The following is a 16,610-nucleotide window of genomic DNA, read 5'->3' as shown; positions in this document are numbered from 1 at the left end:
ACAGCCTCCTTTAGGTTCGTTCACAAAGAAGACTGATCAGGTGCGCGATTTGTGACATCGTTCCATAAAAAAGCAAAAAAAAAATTATGAGATCAGCTTCAAACCTACCGCTGAGGCCAAAATCATCGCAATAAACAGAATCCGCCGCCATTCCTTGGGCTCGCCGAACAGAAACATGCCGGCCAGCGTGCTGCCGACCGTACCGATGCCGGTCCAGACGGCGTACGCTGTTCCCATCGGAATCGAGTTCATGGCGTAGGACAGCAGGGAGAAGCTGACGATAAAGGACAGGATCAGCATGACATATGCCGGCAGCCCTTTCTTTTGCGTGACGCCCTTGATCCCGATGACGCCGAACATTTCGCACAGGCCGGCGATGACGATTGCAATCCAAGCCATCAGTGATTCGCCTCCTTTTGTCCCTTGCCGTCTTTGTCCGTGACCAGCTTAAGGCCGATCACTCCGGCGAGAAGAACGAGAATGAGCAGCGACTTGGACCATCGGAACGGTTCGCCGAAGAACAGCATCTCGGCAACGACGGTGCCGGCCGTTCCCAGGCCGGTAAACACCGCATACACCGTCCCGACCGGCAGATGGTTCGAAGCGTTAATAATGAGAATGAAGCTCGCGATGATCGCGATGACAGTAAGAATCCATTCAAGCGCATTGTCCGAGTGCTTCAGGCCGGACACCCACAGCACTTCCACAACGCCCCCGATAATAACAGAAAGCCAGTGGCGGTTCATGATGATCCTCCTTTGTTTGTCCGTTAGGATGCCACTTGCGTCATATATGATGAATGCCCGCCCAGTATACGGGCCAAGATGCCGCCAGTCTTCGCTTTGATCCCTCCAGCCCACCGCACACCATTTCGATAAGGACCCCATCGATCAGCGTCATGTAGGCGACGGCGGCGCCGTCCGGATCTTTAACCGGGAGATGGCCGGCGGAAGCATGGTGGCGCATGACGCGAATCATCCGCTTTTCCATCGAATCCAGAAACGGAAAAACCAGTTCCATGACCTGATCATGCAGCGAGGATGGGGGGAAGTAGGCCATGCGCAGCACAAACTTGGTTTTGCTGCTCCGGGTGTACTCCTCCTGGAGATACTCCAGCAGTCCCTTGAGCCGCTGCTCGAGCGGCTGGTCTTTCAGGCTGATATAGCGGCGGATAATCCGGGTCCCTTCCTCATCGAGGGCGCCCTTCAGCGTCTGCAGGAACAGCTCATCCTTCCCTTTGAAATGCGCGTAGATGGACGGCTTTTTGATGCCGACTTCCTCGGCTATTTTTTGCAGGGACGCACCTTCATATCCATCCTTGGCAAAATGCGATAATGCAGCTTCGAGCAGGGTGTTTTTGGCGTTCATATCATCGACTCCTATTGACTACCTAACGGTCGTTAGGTGATATTTTTTCACACAATGCAGCCAATGTCAAGAAGATGGGCATTCTAACATCAGGCATGCACGGAAATTTCAGGCGGGCTTGTCCATTCGATAAAAATTCGTAGGAACTTTGAACTTGTTCATGTAAAATATACCTTATGGGTTTGGACGATGACCATGGATATGCATGTTTTTTAATGATACTTAAGAGAGGTAACATATGAGACGGGGAATACAAATCTTTATCATTGCCGCGATATTATTTGCGTTTTACTATTTTGGTTTCGGCGTGTTCGGCAAAACCGCGGGAACCATTGTCAGTATATTTTCCACGCTTACCGTCGTGTCGCTCGGGTTCATGATTTTTATGGAGAACCGCAACCCGTCCTCGACGATGGCCTGGATTCTGCTGCTCGCCCTGATGCCGGTGGTGGGTCTGTTCTTTTATCTGCTCTTCGGGCAAAACTACTTCAAACGGCGCAAATTCGATAAAAAAGCCGAACAGGATCTCAGAACATATGACCGGCTGGAAGAGAATGGTGCGCGGTTCCATCCGGATCTCTCTTCCTTTAATCCCATGCAGCAGCAGCTGCTGCATCTCTCGCAGCGGCTGGCGCGGACTCCGATTTCCTTCTCCAGCGATACCAAAGTGCTGACCAACGGGCAGGAAACGTTCTCCACCCTGCTGAAGGAGCTCGAGAAGGCCAGGCATCATATTCATATGGAATACTACATTTACCGCGCCGATCATATCGGAACAAGGATTCAGCAGATTTTAATTGAAAAGGCCAAGGCCGGCGTGCAGGTCCGTTTTATGTACGATGCCTGGGGAAGCATGCAGCTGCCCAAATCGTTCCTCCGGGCCATGCAGGAAGCCGGGGTTCAGGTCGTCGCGTACGGAAGCTCCAAGGCGTTTTTTCTCTCCCGGGTCAACTTCCGCAATCACCGCAAAATCGTCGTGATCGACGGCAAGGTTGGCTTTATCGGCGGGCTGAACGTCGGGGACGAGTACCTGAGCCGCAATGCGGCATACGGCTTCTGGAGAGATACCCATATGCGCGTCAGGGGCGAGGCGGTGCGGACGCTGCAAATTATTTTCCTGCAGGACTGGCTCTATATGACCGGGGAAAAGGTGCTGGACGCCGAATATCTGTCTCCCGAGCTGGCGGAAAGCAGCGGCGGGGCCGTGCAGATTATCCCGAGCGGACCGGACAACGACCGGCGTACGCTCAAAAATATTTTTTTCTCGATGATCACTTCGGCGCAGAAATCGGTCTGGCTGGCGACGCCTTATTTTATCCCGGATGACGATATTCTGACGTCCCTGCGCGTGGCTGCGATGTCGGGGCTCGACGTACGCATCCTTTTTCCGTCCAAGCCGGACAAGTGGCTGCCGTTCCTGGCTTCCCATTCGTATTTTCCTTCGCTGCTCGACGTGGGCGTCAAAATTTACGAATACGAAAAAGGGTTCCTGCATTCCAAGCTGCTGATCATTGACGGCGAAGTGGCGACGATCGGAACCGCCAATATGGACATGCGCAGCTTCCACTTGAATTTTGAAGTGAACGCGCTGCTGGTGCAGACCGAGAGCGTGCAGCGGATCGTGTCGGACTTTGAACGGGATTTGGTGTATACGAAGCAAATCATTCCCGATAAATTTAATAAGAAAAAAATACCGGAGCGCTTTATGGAGTCGCTCGCGAGGCTGCTATCCCCTTTGCTGTAGCGGCTTTGCGGTGGTACGAGGTAGGCGAAAAAGCTTCTTTGGGCGGCCCGTGAGTGGTTGACATTCATGCGGCCGCCGATTATATTTGTGATAATGATTCTCATTATTGTGGACGGACGTTATTAGATTGGTTTAAATCATATGATGGGCAGAATTGGGGGTTACGGGAAAGATGACGCTTTTGCAAACGGAAGCATTGACGCTGGGGTACGGCGATACCGATATTATTAAAGACCTGCATTTGGACATTCCCGAAGGCAAAGTTACGGTTCTGATCGGCAGCAACGGCTGCGGCAAATCCACGCTGCTTCGTTCCATGGCGCGTCTTTTGCGTCCGAAGAGCGGATCGGTACTGCTCGACGGCAAGGAAATCCATCGGACGTCGACCAAGGAAGTTGCCCGGAATATGGCAATTCTGCCGCAGGGACCGACGGCTCCGGAGGGACTGACCGTGCTTCAGCTGGTGAAGCAGGGGCGTTATCCGCATCAATCGTGGCTGAAGCAGTGGAGTGCGGAGGATGAGCGTCTGGTGAACGAAGCGCTGGAAATGACGCGCCTCACCGATTTGGCTGACCGCGCGGTTGACTCCCTGTCCGGAGGACAGCGGCAGCGGGCCTGGATCGCCATGACGCTGGCGCAAAACACCGACCTGATTCTGCTCGACGAGCCGACGACGTACCTGGATTTGAGCCATCAAATCGAGGTGCTGGATCTGCTGTATGAGCTGAACCGTGAGCAGGGACGGACGATCGTGATGGTGCTTCATGACCTGAACCTGGCCTGCCGTTACGCCGATCATATGATTGCCGTGAAGAACCAGGGCGTCTATTGTGCCGGTGCACCGGAAGACGTGCTGACGCCGCAAATGGTCAAGGAAGTGTTCTGCATGGACTGCATGATTGCCGAGGATCCGATCTTCGGAACGCCGATGTGCGTGCCGCACGGCAAAGGCCGCTTGTGCGGAGACCGGTGCAAGCTGTCGGCGGTCTGCGAAGCTTAGGGGATCCGTTCGGTGAGCGGGAATTCACTTGAATTGTAATAACAAGATGGAATATATAACAGAAGGCGCTTCTGCATAACAGAAGGCGCCTTTTTTGCGTTGTATGATCATAACGGCCAGATATCGCTGGGTCTATCCGGATGAAATGGCTGTGCTGATAAGGCCCAGGTCAACCGGAGAATGGGAGGACGCCTGTGAAAGCATCGGGGCTTGGTGACGCATCAGAAGGTCGTAAATCCAAGCAGCTTCTGCACGCGGAACAGAAAGTCCTTGAACCAGGTGGACTTTTCCTGATACGCGCTCAGGTCCAGACTGTAGTGCCCGTCCCGGTTGTTCCAAAGCCGGTCAAAATAGCCGGCCATCTGCCGGTCCAGCGCATCGCCGCGCGGAACGGATATCCAGAGGTCATTCTCCAGATTGTAATTGTCCAGGTTCCGCGGCGTTAGATTGGTCGAGCCGCCCATGATCACGGAGCTGCCTGAAGGGTTGGAGATGTACATCAGCTTCGTATGATATTGCTCCTCGGTCGTGTTGTACCAGCGGATGGCGATACGGCCATCGGAACGCTTGGTAAGCTCCTTTGCGACCGGACGGTTCGGGATACCGATCTTGTCTTGGCCGAAGGCGTTCTGATTGGGATCAAGCAGCAGCCGGATGTTGACGCCGCGGTCGGCGGCATCCAGCAGGGCGCTCATCACCTTTTCATCGGCCAGATAGAACATGCCCATCCACAGGGTGGACCCTTGCGGCGCCCGGTTGATCTCCAGCAGCGTATATTTGTCGATTTTGCCTTCGGTCAGATAGCGGACGGCTATTTTCCCTTGGTTTGATTTCTGAGCGCTCTCGGAGGCTGGGGCATATACCGGGAGTTGGTAGTCCCCGGACAGCCGGGCCGCGGCCTGCTCGCCTTTCAGGATATCGCCGATAATCGGGCCTTGCACCTCAAAGGCAATATTGGAGTGGTAGGCGCTGGCATCATGCACGTTACCGGAAGAGACCAGAGCGGTCTTCTCGCTGACCACAACCTTGCGGTGGTTGGCCTTGACGTTCAGCATTTTTAAATACGACCTTGCGGTGACCTTGGGCCCGTCGTTGGCCATCAGGTTCGGTATCCATCCTTTGCCCGACTGGCCGAACCACTGGATAAACGTCCGCCACACGGCGGAGTAGATCGGGTTTGAATCCCGCAGCGGATCCACATCGGTCACGATGACCTGGATGCCCGCCGCCTTCATCGCTTCGAGCAGGGAATTCGGGGCGGAGCCGTAATTCGTATTGATCTGGTCCGTAATAAAGACGATCTGCATCTGGGGATACTGCTTTTTATGCGCTATGAGCTTGTCCGCCAAGTCCTTGCTGACGGTCGGAAACTTCTGCCCTTTATGCTTGTAATCGTTAAACAGGAACAGATCAATGACAAGAAACTCCCTGGATTCATCGACAATCTGCATGATCCGATTCGTAATCTGGGGCTCATGGATGACCTGCCCTTGGTTATCCGGGTAAGTCAAGTCGCGATAGAAGCGGACCTGATCGACATGGTAGAGCGGGCTCTCGTAGGAAATGCCGGGAGGAAGCGGCTTGTGTGTCTGATACACGATGACCCCGGCGAGCCAAAGAGTGAGCAAGCAGGCCGCAGCCAGAATCCAGCGCCGAACCCGGCGTTTACGGCTTTTCCCCTGCGGCTGCCAGCTGGCCGCACGCGAATGGTACGGTTCATGTGCGTCCTGGGATGGGATATGTTGGGTCATCGAGTCATCGCCTCCTTTGCTTGTCCACTGCAGCCGGGTTAAACGGCAGGGTTCTCCGAGGGAGTGCCCCACGGTTTGGAACCCTGCCTTGCTTGGTACAGCGGTCTAACCAACTATTAACGTCGAAAGGGCCTGTTTGAAGCAGCGGAACGTTGTCATCATATGGGAAAAGGGCGTGGTGACCCTCGGTAGCCTAGAAAAACGTGCCATACAGCAAATAGATGTTCAGCGCTGCGATGACGGCTGCTACGATCCAGGCCAGTATCCGCACCCAGCGCGGGGCGATAAAAGGTCCCATCTTAACGGGATCGGATGTGAATTTGACGAGCGGGAACACGGCGAAGGACAGCTGCAGCGAAAGGATGACCTGGCTGAAAATCAGCAGCTGGCCGGTGGAGCCTTCCCCGTAAATTCCGATCACGATCACGGCGGGGACGATAGCGATCAGGCGCGTAATCAGACGGCGGATCCATGGCTTCAGGCGGATGTTCATAAAGCCTTCCATAACGATCTGGCCGGCGAGGGTTCCCGTCAGCGTCGAGTTTTGGCCGGAAGCGAGCAGCGCGACGGCGAACAGAACGCTGGCCGCACCGGTGCCGAGCAGCGGAGTAAGCAGCTGGTAGGCGTCTTGAATCTCTGCTACTTCAGTATGCCCCGTTGAATAAAAGGCAGACGCCGCAAGGATCAGAATGGCCGCATTGACGAACAGGGCGATGGTGAGCGCCACGGTGGAATCCGCGGTAGCGAAACGGATGGCCGATTTCTTGCCGGCGATGGACTCGTCGTACCGGCGGGTCTGCACGATCGAGGAGTGCAGGTACAGGTTGTGGGGCATGACGGTCGCGCCAAGCATGGCAAGGGCGATGTACAGCATTTCCGGGTTCTGCACGATGTCTGCCGTCGGAACGAATCCGGCCATGACCGCGCCCATCTCGGGTTTGGACAGGAACAATTCGACCCCGAAGCACAAGATGATGACGGCGATAAACGAAATGACCAAAATTTCGATATGCCGGAATCCTTTGTTTTGCAGCAGCAGTACCAGAAGGACGTCCACGGACGTGATGAGGACACCGGCCAGCAGCGGCAGGCCGAACAGCAGCTGCAGCGCGATGGCCGAGCCGATGATTTCGGCCAGATCGCAGGCCGCAATCGCCAGCTCGCATAATATCCAGAGCCCAATGCTGACGGGCTTGCTGTAATGATCGCGGCAGGCTTGGGCTAGGTCCCTTCCCGTAGCAATGCCAAGGCGGGCGGACAGGGACTGGAGCAGGATCGCCATCAGGTTTGAAATCATGATGACCGACAGCAGCGAGTAGTTGAACATGGCTCCGCCGGCCAAATCGGAGGCCCAGTTGCCGGGATCCATGTACCCGACGGCGACGAGGTATCCGGGACCCGCGAAGGCTAGCATTTTGCGGAAGAAGCTGCCCTTCAAGGGAACCTTCATCGACTTATGAACCTCAGGCAGGCTGGGCGGACCGCCTCCTTTGCGCCAGCCGCTGCCGGCGGCCGCCAGTCGGCTCTCCTCACTTGCGTTCATGGGCAGCACTCCTTTCACAACTTTCTTTCGATTCAAATCGAGTCTAAACGGCTATCACATCCTATTGGAAAGCACCTGGGCTGTTGCATGTACTTCAAAAATTTTCCCCAAGGAAACTTTGTGGGCTCCTAAGCCAACGCTTCGGCAGAACAACCTGCAAAGCATTTATGGCTCGCTGCTGTGACGTGTGCCTGTGTGAGCAGCCAGCATTACACCACGATGTGTGAACCGGGTCGCGGGAGGGGAAGGCCGCCGCCTTGTGAACTTTGGTCAGCCGGATGCATCATCCGTGATGTACAGGATGGAAGGTTGGCTCGGTTTGAGGCAAGTTGGCGAATTTACCAGAGGTTCTGTGGTATAATACTTTCTTTAGAGAATCGTGCGGTGACGAGCGGGTCACGAAGTTAATCAAGGTTTGCAGCATATCCATGAAAGGGGCGCATCAGATGAACGGAAACGAAGCGGAAAGCGGGTCTTTGCTGCCCGAAATACCTACAGGGGAAAGAAAAATCGAGCACGTGCGCCTGTGCCTGAGCGAAGATGTGGGCAGTGGCGTGACCTCCGGCCTGGAGCAGTACCGCTTTCGCCACTGTGCGCTGCCGGAGATTGGCTTCGAGGAGATTTCCCTCGAAGCCTCCTTCCTCGGGCGGACGCTCCGGACGCCGCTCCTGATCAGCTCTATGACGGGCGGAAGCGAAACGACCGGGGCGATCAACGCCCGCCTGGCTGCCGTCGCCGAGCGGCGCGGCTGGGCGCTTGGGGTCGGCTCGGTCCGCGCGGCGGTGGAGAAGGAGGAGCTTGCGCCGACCTTCCATGTACGCGCGCATGCGCCGACGATCCCGGTGATCGCGAACCTGGGCGCGGTCCAGCTGAACTACGGCTTCGGCGTGGAGCAGTGCCAAAGGGCCGTCGATATCGCCGGCGCGGACATGCTTGTGCTGCACCTGAACGGCCTGCAGGAGGTGTTCCAGCCGGAGGGGAACACGAATTTCAGCGGGCTGCTGAGCCGGATCGGAGAAGTGTGCCGCCGGCTGGACGTGCCGGTCGGCGTCAAGGAGGTCGGCTGGGGCATCGACGGGGACACGGCGGCGCGGCTGTACGACGCCGGCGCGGCCTTCGTCGATGTGGCCGGCGCCGGCGGGACTTCGTGGAGCCAGGTCGAGAAGTTCCGCAGCCGGGACGCAGTTAGGCGCCGGGCGGCGGAGGCGTTCGCGGGCTGGGGCATCCCGACCGCGGAGTGCATTGCCGAAGTGCGGGCGGTATCCCCGCACGGAGGGCTGATCGGTAGCGGCGGGCTGCAGGGCGGCGTGGACGCCGCCAAGGCGCTGGCGCTCGGCGCCGATCTCGCGGGCTTTGGCCGCAGCCTGCTCGGCCCGGCCGTCTCGTCCGAGCAGGCGCTGGACGAGGCGCTGGCGCAGGTCGAGTTCGAGCTGCGCACCGCGATGTTTGGCATTGGCGCGGCGGACGTCGCCGCGCTGAAGGGTACGCGCCGGCTGGTGCGGACCCGGCCGTAACCTGGGCGGCGGACCGCAGCCCCCAGGCCGCAGGCAGCTGGATGATGCCAAAAAGCAAACAATCAACCAAAGGCCCATTTTCCTGATCGGAAATAAGGCCTTTTTTGTTGCCCTTATGGATGTTCCCGCGTTCCGTGCGGCGATCGATCCAAAAAATTTATATAATATTTACCAAAAAAAGTTTTGCCTTCGTTTCAGCCTGCCCTTATATTAAGAGTACAAATAACGCGAAATGTTCGCCTTTAGGACATGAAGGTTGTTGAATTGATGCAAAGGGGAAGGTGACTCTGCTTTGAAGAAATCCATTTTTCAGTTAAACACAAGAACCGTGGTGACGATAGGCATCGGTGCGGCCCTCTATGGAGCCACCAGCTTTATTGGAATTCCCGTGGGACCCGATACCTCGCTGCGTCCGGCGATTGCGCTGCTGGCGATTTTCGGCGCCCTGTTCGGCCCGGTGGTCGGGTTTATCGCGGGGCTGATCGGCCACGTGCTGAACGACCTGCTCACCAGCGGTACGGTATGGTGGGGCTGGGCGCTCGGTTCCGGCATTACGGCCGCATTTATGGGACTCATTTACTTATCCAAAGGGTTTGACCCGCAGAACGGTACATACAAAGGAAAGCATATCGGCCTGTTCATCGTATACGGCGTCGTCGGCATCATTCTGTCGCTGCTCTTCTCAGGATGGTTTGACATCACGTTTATGGGCGAGCCGTCGGATAAGCTGCTGGTGCAGGTCACGGCCGCTTCGATTTCGAATATCGTCGTCTTTTTGGTGCTCGGGGTTCCGGCTGTGATCGGATTTGCCCGCAGAAACGCCAAAGTCAGCAATTTAAGCGTCAACGAGTAGGTGCTTGGCAGAGCGCCACAGGATAGGAGATTTACGTCATGATGCAGCCGATCATCTCGTTTCAACAGTACAGTTTTAAGTATAAAAATCAGTCGGAGCCCACGCTGAAGGACATTACGCTGGACATTTATCCCGGAGAAAAGATCTGGATCGCCGGTCCCAGCGGCTCCGGCAAATCGACCTTGGCCCATTGTATCAATGGGCTTATTCCTTTTACCTACGGCGGAGACATCCGCGGCCGTCTGAGTATTGCCGGACGGAATCCTGCCGAATTGAGCATTTTCGAGCTGAGCCGCACGGTGGGGACGATTTTGCAGGACCAGGACTCTCAGTTCGTGGGCTTAAGCGTGGCCGAGGACGTGGCGTTTGTCATGGAAAATAAAGCGATGCCCCGCGAGCAGATGAAGCGGGAAACCGCTGTTTCCCTGGAGCGGGTCGGCATGCTGGAATATATCGACCACAGCCCTTACGAGCTGTCGGGCGGGCAGAAGCAGAGCGTGTCCCTGGCCGGTGTGCTGTCGACGGATGCGGAGGTGCTGCTGTTCGACGAGCCGTTGGCCAACCTCGATCCGGCGGGCGGTCGCAAAGCGATGCAGCTCATCGACGATATCCACCGGCAGGGCGGCAAAACGGTCATCCTCATCGAGCACCGGGTGGAGGATGTGCTGCAGCAGCCGATCGACCGGATCGTGCTGATGAAGGACGGAGGCATCGCGGCGGTCGGTACGCCGGACGAGATTCTGGCGTCCGGCCTGCTACGCGGCTGCGGCTTGCGGCCGCCGCTGTATGTCGATGCGCTGCGGTATGCCGGCGTATCCCTGGACGGTGTTCAAGGCCTCAGCCGGCCGCAGCCGCTGGGCATTCCCGGCCTTGGTGAGCGGCTGGATGGGTGGAGCGAACAAGCAGCTGCCGGGGCGCCGTCACAGCCTGCAGAACCGCTGCTGGACGTACGCGGGTTGACCTTCGGGTATGAGCCCGGCCAGCCGGTTCTCAAGGATGTATCGCTGCAAGTCGGCGCCGGAGAGATCGTTGCGCTCCTGGGGAACAACGGGGCGGGCAAATCGACGCTGTCCCAGCTGATTACGGGCATTCTGAAGCCGCAGTCCGGCTCGATGCGGTATGCCGGCCAGGATATGGCCTCGTGGTCGATCCGCCGCCGGGGTGAAGCGATCGGCTATGTGATGCAGAATCCGAACCGGATGATCACGCAGCATATGATTGCGGACGAGGTTGGCCTCGGCCTGAAGGTCCGCGGCGTGCCCGCCGCTGAAATCAAGGAGCGGGTCGCGGGCATCCTGCAGACCTGCGGGCTGTATCCTTTCCGCAACTGGCCCGTTTCCGCGCTCAGCTACGGCCAGAAGAAGCGGCTCAGCATCGCCGCGATTCTCGTGCTGGCGCCAAAGCTGATGATTTTGGATGAGCCCACGGCCGGCCAGGATTATCGGCATTACCAGGAGTTTATGGATTTTATCGAGCAATTGGCCGGACAAGGCATCGCCTTCCTGCTCATTACGCACGACATGTATCTGGCTTTGGAGTACGCGCAGCGCGCCGTGGTGCTCAGCGGGGGCGAGGTGCTCGCCGCCGACACGGTCGCCTCGGTGCTCAGCCGTCCGGAGGTGACGGAGCCGGCCCATTTGAAGGAGACGTCGCTGTCCCTTTTCGCCAAAGCCAACGGCCTGGCTTCGCCGGAGCGGTTTGTGCAGGCTTTTATCAACGCAGAGAAGAAGGGGAAGAAGGGCCATGAATAGAACGGGCAGCCTCTATGTCACGGGGAACTCGCTGTTTCACCGGCTGGACGGAGCGGTCAAGCTGGTGCTGTTTATGGCCTGGACGGTCATGACGTACATGTTTTTGGACCTGCGGGTGTTTGTGCTGATGCTGGTTGTCGGGATTGCGCTGCTGGTGACGGCAGGGATTCCTTTTAAAAAAATGGCATTTTTGTTTTGGCTGATGATTATTTTCACGGTACTGAACGGCATCTTTATTCTGCTCATCACGCCGACCTTCGGCACACGGCTGACGGGGACGGATACGCCGCTGATTCCGCTCGGCTATAATACGATCAATGCGGAGACGCTGTTTTACGTGCTGACGCTGTCGGCCAAATATTTGACGCTGCTGCCGATTACGATCCTGTGCATTTTCACCACGCAGCCGAGCGCATTTGCCGGCAGTTTGAACCGGATCGGCGTCCCCTATAAAATCGCCTACGCCGTCAGTATTGCCCTCCGCTATATTCCGGATCTGACGGAAGAATTCCGGAGCACGCTGAACTCGATGCAGGCGCGCGGCATGGGGATTACGAAAGGGGACGGCAGCATCGCCCAGCGCTTGCGTAACTTGGCGGCGGTCGTCGTTCCTGTGCTGCAGTCCGCGCTGCACCGGATCGATTCGGTGACGAACGCCATGGAGCTGCGGGGATTTGGCACACAGAAGAAACGCACCTGGTACAGCGGCAAGGAGATGGAAGGGCTGGACTGGACGTTAGCCGTGCTTGGCGTGCTGCTGCTGGCTGTAGGCATTTGGCTGAAGATGCAGGTGCTGAAAGGATTTTGGTATCCTTTTTAGAGATCGTCTGGCAAATGTTCTGGCAGTAGGGCCCGGAGAATCCGGGTCTTTTTCGTCGAAAGCTTGATTGCCTGCGTCTGCGGCATTGGTTTTCGCAGCTTTCATTCATTTTGCCGCCTTTCGTTTTTTACACGATCGCTGCATCTTTATCCTTAAGCACTTTACGCTCCCCGGTTCGTTTCATCCCATCATCAGGGCGAAATGAAGGCTTAAGCCGGGCGTCCGATCGTAAAGTCCAATCCTTGCCGCTCCGGGGGTTCTAATATATAATGGGTAGGATTGAGAGACGTCTGTTTAACTATTACCTAAATAGGAGTTGTCATATAAATGGCTTTGAAAGCAGGGATCGTTGGACTGCCGAACGTCGGCAAATCCACGTTGTTTAACGCAATTACCCAGGCGGGCGCCGAGTCCGCCAACTATCCGTTCTGTACGATTGATCCAAACGTCGGGGTTGTCGAAGTTCCGGACGAGCGTCTGGATAAGCTGACCGAGCTGGTCCAGCCGAACAAAACCGTACCGACCGCTTTTGAATTCGTCGATATCGCCGGCCTGGTCCGCGGCGCGAGCAAAGGGGAAGGTCTGGGCAACAAGTTCCTCGCCCATATCCGCGAAGTGGATGCGATCGTGCACGTGGTGCGCTGCTTCGAGGATGAGAACATCACGCACGTGGACGGCAAGGTCAACCCGGTCAGCGACATTCAAACCATCAACCTGGAGCTGATCTTGGCCGACCTGGAGAGCGTGGAGAAGCGCATCGACCGTTCGCGCAAAAACATGAAGGGCGGCAACAAGCAGTACGCCCAGGAAGTTGAAGTGCTGGAGCGCCTGAAAGAAGCGCTGTACAATGACCAGCCGGCCCGCAGCGTGGAGCTGTCGGACGAAGAGAAAGTGATCGTGCGCGATCTGCACCTGCTGACCCTGAAGCCTGTCTTGTATGCGGCCAATGTCAGTGAGGACGGCGTGGCCGACGCGGACAGCAATCCGTACGTGCAGCAGGTCAAGGACTTTGCGGCAGGCGAGAACGCCGAAGTCGTTCCGATCAGCGCCAAGGTCGAGGCGGAAATCGCCGAGCTGGAAGGGGAAGACAAGGAAATGTTCCTGGAAGAGCTCGGTCTCGAAGAGTCCGGCCTGAACCGTCTGATCAAGGCGGCTTACCGCCTGCTCGGCCTGTACACGTACTTTACGGCAGGTGTGCAGGAAGTGCGCGCGTGGACGATCCGCAAAGGAACGAAGGCGCCGCAGGCAGCCGGCGTCATCCACACCGATTTTGAGCGCGGCTTTATTCGTGCCGAAGTCGTCTCCTACGACGATCTGGTCGCCGCCGGTACCATGAACGCCGCGAAGGAACGCGGCCAGCTTCGCCTGGAGGGCAAAGATTATGTCGTTGCGGACGGCGACGTAATGCATTTCCGTTTCAACGTGTAAACGTGTAATTGAGGCAAACATTTAGATATTGAGTAAGCTGATAGTCAACGTAAAACCGCCATTCCCCGGGTAACCCTTGGAATGGCGGTTTTTTGGTAGGGCTGAGTGGTCGGTTATCCCCGTCCTACCCAGCGCGAAAGGCCGATTATCGCTTGCAGCCTGCGACGATCACAGCCCCTTAATGATTCACGGTAATGCTGCCGTTGGACGTGGCCAGCCCCACGGTAAACTGTCCGTCTCCCAAGGTGGCCGTGGCGCGGGAGTCGCTCTCATCCACCCAGCCGATGTTGCCCTTGATGGAGGAGTTGGACGTCTTGGCGGTCAGCTTGGCGCTGGCATCCTCGGAAACGGTCAGGTTAATGCTGCCGTTTGAGGTTTTCACGTCCCAATTGCCGGCGATGCCGCTATCGCCCCGAACGGCGCCGTTGCTGGTCCGGATGTAGACCGGGCCGCCAAGCTTGTTGGCCGTCACCGTACCGTTGCTGGTCACCAGCTCGGAAGGGCCGTTGATGTTCGTGGCTACGATCCGGCCGTTGCTGGTCTTGGCCGACACCTTGCCCTGGATATCCTTTACGTTCAGGGTGCCGTTCGACGTTACGGCCGTCAGTCCGGCATGAAGTCCGGAAGCGTCGATGGTGGAATTTTTCGTATGCACTTCCACTTCGACGGACTCCGGAACCTGGAGGTTAAAGTAATCTTCAGGCATCGCCCAGCCGCCGATCAGGACGATATCCGGCTGGTGTTTATCCAGTGTCAGGGTCAGCGTGTCCCCCGACGTTTCCGACTTCCAGTGCTGCTTCGTCCATTTGTCGGCATTGGCCTGGGAGGATTCGGTGCGCACGCGGACTTTTCCCTCATAGGCAATATTCGAGCCTTGAGCTTCCGTTACGTTAACCTTGCCGCTGTCGAGGAAAACTTCCACCCGCTTGATCTCTCCCTGCGCCGGAACCGATCCCTGCACGGCGCTGAGGTAACCTTTGTTAAAGAGGAACGTCCAGTTGGGGTAAATCGCCTGGGCTCCACTGACAATCAGAAGCAGAATCAGGATCGTGACGCTTCCGCCGCCCAGACGAACCCGCTGGTTGGCATGCACGACATTGGAAATGACAACTTCAATGCCGAGCAGGATGAGCAGAGTGGGCCATACGTATTTCAGAACTTCAAAACTGATGAACTGATTCATTTGAAGAATGATGATGACCCCAAGGCCGATCAATCCGATGGCGGTGGTCCATTTGCCGATCTTTCGGACCGGCGGGCGCGTCTCAAGCGGTGCGGTCACAGATGCTCACTTCCCTTATGGTTTGGTCTTTTGCCAAGCAGCCACATGCCGTAAACGATCAGGCCGACGGCCAGCAGCACGCTGGTAATATTGCGGTTCAGCAGCCATTCCCACAGGCCGGGGAAGACGCCGACGAGGAGGACGAGAATGCCCATGCCGATGCAGGTCGCCCCGATCCAAAACGGATGGACCGCCGATTCTTTCTGATATCCGTTCATTTGAATCCAGTCACGCTCGGTCCAAGGATAGCCGAAGGTATCCTGGCCCATCATCATCCGCTCATGCTCCATGGCCGCGGCTTTCATCCAGCTCGCCTTCTGCAGGGCGTCAAACAGCTGGTAGAACCACAAAATCGCCAGAGCGAACGGAAACAGCATCGGAATCGACGGGATGAGGATGATGCAGACGCAGGCGCCGATCATGTACTGCAGTCCCTGTTTGGCGAATCCTAAATATAAATGGCCGAGGCCGGGAATCATGGACAACATAAACGTGAGCCATCTACTTTTTCTAATCATGGGTTACCCTCCTTAAATATGTGCTCCATTCGAGTGGATAAATGCTGCGTGGCCTCCGTTAACCCGTTCCCCAGATGCTCGAAAATTCCGAATTGGAATAAGCAAAAGGTCAGGCAGGCCGCAAGGCCGAAATGGGCCAGCTTGGATTTCTGCGACTCGCGGGGCCGGCTTCTCGGCAGCGATCTTACCGCCAGCGGCGGCATTTGACGGACTTCCTCCATCACGCCGGCAACGATATCCGGCATATCTATGACCGGACCGGGATTCTCCCAAATTTGGGACATCTCCGTAATTTCCTGATACCAAGCCTGGCATTCCGGACACTGGTTCAAATGCTTTTCGATCAAGAGGGAGGTTTCGGGCGGCAGTTCATGGGCGGCGTAAGCGGCCATCTGGTATTGAATGAGTTCGCATTTCACCTGAGCTCCTCTCCTTTCTGACGCATCATTTGTCTGGCACGGTATAATTGGGACTCAACGGTTTTGGCGGTAATGCCCCGCCTCTTGGCAATCTCCTGATAGGAGCATTGTTCAAAATAATACATCTGCACGGCCGACTTATACGGCTCCTGCAGCTCATCGACGATTTGACGGATCCGGCTGTTCGTCTCCTCGGAGAGGACGATCTTCTCGGGTGTCTCGGCGGTTACCCAATCGTTTTCGCTAACCTCTCCCATCGTCCTTCGCGCCTGTTCCCTTTGGTGGGCCCTTTTCCAGTCCAGGCACTTCCGGACGGCGATTTGATACAGCCAGGTGGAGAAGGAGGATTCTTCCCGAAAAGCAGGCAGGGCCGAATATGCCTTAAGGAAAATGTCCTGCGACAAATCTTTCGCCGAGACGCTGTCGGCGGTCATTTTCAGGCACACATGGTATACCATGCTCTGGTACCGCTGCACCAGAAATTTATAGGCTTCCGGATGGCCGGCTTTGACCGCCCGGATCCACTGCAACTCTTCTTCCAGTCTTCTCCCCTCCTCCCGATACGTTAAGTTAGACGCCGCATGTCGAGGCATCCCTGCAAAGTTTTTTTAAAAAATTT

At 56.7% G+C, this 16,610-nt stretch carries 16 protein-coding genes; 7 read left to right on the top strand and 9 right to left on the bottom strand.

All coding sequences use genetic code 11. The annotated features are described in order from the left end of the window. Nucleotides 1–84: 84 nt before the first annotated feature. The 3 genes from K2F33_RS04770 to K2F33_RS04760 are packed head-to-tail and all read right to left on the bottom strand — an operon-like array spanning nt 85 to nt 1,368. A complete protein-coding gene (locus tag K2F33_RS04770; protein ID WP_076174742.1) occupies nt 85–399 on the bottom strand; it encodes a DMT family transporter in 315 nt (104 codons plus the stop codon). Continuing rightward, nucleotides 399–746: a DMT family transporter gene (locus tag K2F33_RS04765; protein ID WP_076174740.1), complete on the bottom strand. Its 348-nt coding sequence runs from the start codon at nt 744–746 to the stop codon at nt 399–401. The genes K2F33_RS04770 and K2F33_RS04765 overlap by 1 nt, the downstream gene beginning before the upstream one ends. Nucleotides 747–786: 40 nt before the next feature. Continuing rightward, nucleotides 787–1,368, bottom strand: a complete 582-nt coding sequence (locus K2F33_RS04760) for a TetR/AcrR family transcriptional regulator (protein ID WP_263881117.1) — start codon at nt 1,366–1,368, stop codon at nt 787–789. Nucleotides 1,369–1,606: 238 nt separating this feature from the next. On the opposite strand from K2F33_RS04760, the gene cls reads away from it, so the two are divergent. Together cls and K2F33_RS04750 are read left to right on the top strand one after the other, a co-directional pair. Continuing rightward, the gene (cls, locus tag K2F33_RS04755; RefSeq protein WP_076174735.1) at nt 1,607–3,112 is read left to right on the top strand and encodes a cardiolipin synthase; all 1,506 of its coding nucleotides are present in this window, start codon (nt 1,607–1,609) and stop codon (nt 3,110–3,112) included. A 172-nt stretch (nt 3,113–3,284) separates the two neighbouring features. Beyond that, nucleotides 3,285–4,112, top strand: coding sequence for an ABC transporter ATP-binding protein (locus K2F33_RS04750; RefSeq protein WP_076174732.1), 828 nt, complete (start codon nt 3,285–3,287; stop codon nt 4,110–4,112). Nucleotides 4,113–4,333: 221 nt separating this feature from the next. Here K2F33_RS04750 and K2F33_RS04745 read toward each other — a convergent pair whose 3' ends face one another. Together K2F33_RS04745 and K2F33_RS04740 are read right to left on the bottom strand one after the other, a co-directional pair. Further along, nucleotides 4,334–5,863 (bottom strand): phospholipase D family protein, encoded by a 1,530-nt coding sequence (locus K2F33_RS04745; protein ID WP_263881116.1) that lies wholly within the window; start codon nt 5,861–5,863, stop codon nt 4,334–4,336. 193 nt (nt 5,864–6,056) lie between these two features. Continuing rightward, a complete protein-coding gene (locus tag K2F33_RS04740; RefSeq protein WP_163882725.1) occupies nt 6,057–7,406 on the bottom strand; it encodes an Nramp family divalent metal transporter in 1,350 nt (449 codons plus the stop codon). A 446-nt stretch (nt 7,407–7,852) separates the two neighbouring features. On the opposite strand from K2F33_RS04740, the gene fni reads away from it, so the two are divergent. The 5 genes from fni to ychF all read left to right on the top strand — a co-directional run bounded on the left by fni (nt 7,853) and on the right by ychF (nt 13,772). After that, the gene (fni, locus tag K2F33_RS04735) at nt 7,853–8,920 is read left to right on the top strand and encodes a type 2 isopentenyl-diphosphate Delta-isomerase (RefSeq protein WP_263881115.1); all 1,068 of its coding nucleotides are present in this window, start codon (nt 7,853–7,855) and stop codon (nt 8,918–8,920) included. Nucleotides 8,921–9,212: 292 nt separating this feature from the next. Then, nucleotides 9,213–9,773 (top strand): ECF-type riboflavin transporter substrate-binding protein, encoded by a 561-nt coding sequence (locus K2F33_RS04730; RefSeq protein WP_084204127.1) that lies wholly within the window; start codon nt 9,213–9,215, stop codon nt 9,771–9,773. Between the two features lie 41 nt (nt 9,774–9,814). Next, nucleotides 9,815–11,524, top strand: a complete 1,710-nt coding sequence (locus tag K2F33_RS04725) for an ABC transporter ATP-binding protein (RefSeq protein WP_218828237.1) — start codon at nt 9,815–9,817, stop codon at nt 11,522–11,524. After that, entirely contained in the window at nt 11,517–12,344 is an 828-nt protein-coding gene (locus tag K2F33_RS04720; protein WP_089549701.1) for an energy-coupling factor transporter transmembrane component T family protein, read from the top strand. The genes K2F33_RS04725 and K2F33_RS04720 overlap by 8 nt, the downstream gene beginning before the upstream one ends. Before the next feature lie 327 nt (nt 12,345–12,671). Continuing rightward, nucleotides 12,672–13,772: a redox-regulated ATPase YchF gene (gene ychF, locus K2F33_RS04715; RefSeq protein ID WP_076174721.1), complete on the top strand. Its 1,101-nt coding sequence runs from the start codon at nt 12,672–12,674 to the stop codon at nt 13,770–13,772. 178 nt (nt 13,773–13,950) lie between these two features. On the opposite strand, the gene K2F33_RS04710 is transcribed toward ychF, so the two are convergent. Genes K2F33_RS04710 through K2F33_RS04695 form a run of 4 tightly spaced genes read right to left on the bottom strand, consistent with a single transcriptional unit; the run spans nt 13,951 to nt 16,521 of the window. Beyond that, nucleotides 13,951–15,054: a DUF4097 family beta strand repeat-containing protein gene (locus K2F33_RS04710; RefSeq protein ID WP_263881114.1), complete on the bottom strand. Its 1,104-nt coding sequence runs from the start codon at nt 15,052–15,054 to the stop codon at nt 13,951–13,953. Continuing rightward, entirely contained in the window at nt 15,051–15,572 is a 522-nt protein-coding gene (locus K2F33_RS04705) for a hypothetical protein (protein ID WP_076174717.1), read from the bottom strand. The genes K2F33_RS04710 and K2F33_RS04705 overlap by 4 nt, the downstream gene beginning before the upstream one ends. Next, nucleotides 15,569–15,991: a zf-HC2 domain-containing protein gene (locus K2F33_RS04700; protein WP_263881113.1), complete on the bottom strand. Its 423-nt coding sequence runs from the start codon at nt 15,989–15,991 to the stop codon at nt 15,569–15,571. Before K2F33_RS04700 ends, K2F33_RS04705 begins: the two co-directional genes overlap by 4 nt. Then, nucleotides 15,988–16,521 carry an RNA polymerase sigma factor gene (locus K2F33_RS04695; protein WP_163882721.1) on the bottom strand — a complete coding sequence of 178 codons (534 nt, stop codon included), beginning with the start codon at nt 16,519–16,521 and terminating at the stop codon, nt 15,988–15,990. The genes K2F33_RS04700 and K2F33_RS04695 overlap by 4 nt, the downstream gene beginning before the upstream one ends. Nucleotides 16,522–16,610: the final 89 nt, after the last annotated feature.

It is taken from the genome of Paenibacillus sp. PSB04, from assembly GCF_025809195.1.
GTDB lineage: Bacteria > Bacillota > Bacilli > Paenibacillales > Paenibacillaceae > Paenibacillus_AQ > Paenibacillus_AQ favisporus.
Note: the sequence above shows the minus strand (reverse complement) of the source record. Positions and strands in the feature narration are given on the sequence as shown.

Coding starts and splice junctions, on each gene's coding strand:
- ychF (WP_076174721.1), top strand. CDS start 12,672: ATGGCTTTGAAAGCAGGGATCGTTGGACTGCCGAACGTCGGCAAATCC.
- K2F33_RS04770 (WP_076174742.1), bottom strand. CDS start 399: ATGGCTTGGATTGCAATCGTCATCGCCGGCCTGTGCGAAATGTTCGGC.
- K2F33_RS04720 (WP_089549701.1), top strand. CDS start 11,517: ATGAATAGAACGGGCAGCCTCTATGTCACGGGGAACTCGCTGTTTCAC.
- K2F33_RS04705 (WP_076174717.1), bottom strand. CDS start 15,572: ATGATTAGAAAAAGTAGATGGCTCACGTTTATGTTGTCCATGATTCCC.
- K2F33_RS04765 (WP_076174740.1), bottom strand. CDS start 746: ATGAACCGCCACTGGCTTTCTGTTATTATCGGGGGCGTTGTGGAAGTG.
- K2F33_RS04745 (WP_263881116.1), bottom strand. CDS start 5,863: ATGACCCAACATATCCCATCCCAGGACGCACATGAACCGTACCATTCG.
- K2F33_RS04760 (WP_263881117.1), bottom strand. CDS start 1,368: ATGAACGCCAAAAACACCCTGCTCGAAGCTGCATTATCGCATTTTGCC.
- cls (WP_076174735.1), top strand. CDS start 1,607: ATGAGACGGGGAATACAAATCTTTATCATTGCCGCGATATTATTTGCG.
- K2F33_RS04740 (WP_163882725.1), bottom strand. CDS start 7,406: ATGAACGCAAGTGAGGAGAGCCGACTGGCGGCCGCCGGCAGCGGCTGG.
- K2F33_RS04725 (WP_218828237.1), top strand. CDS start 9,815: ATGCAGCCGATCATCTCGTTTCAACAGTACAGTTTTAAGTATAAAAAT.
- fni (WP_263881115.1), top strand. CDS start 7,853: ATGAACGGAAACGAAGCGGAAAGCGGGTCTTTGCTGCCCGAAATACCT.
- K2F33_RS04750 (WP_076174732.1), top strand. CDS start 3,285: ATGACGCTTTTGCAAACGGAAGCATTGACGCTGGGGTACGGCGATACC.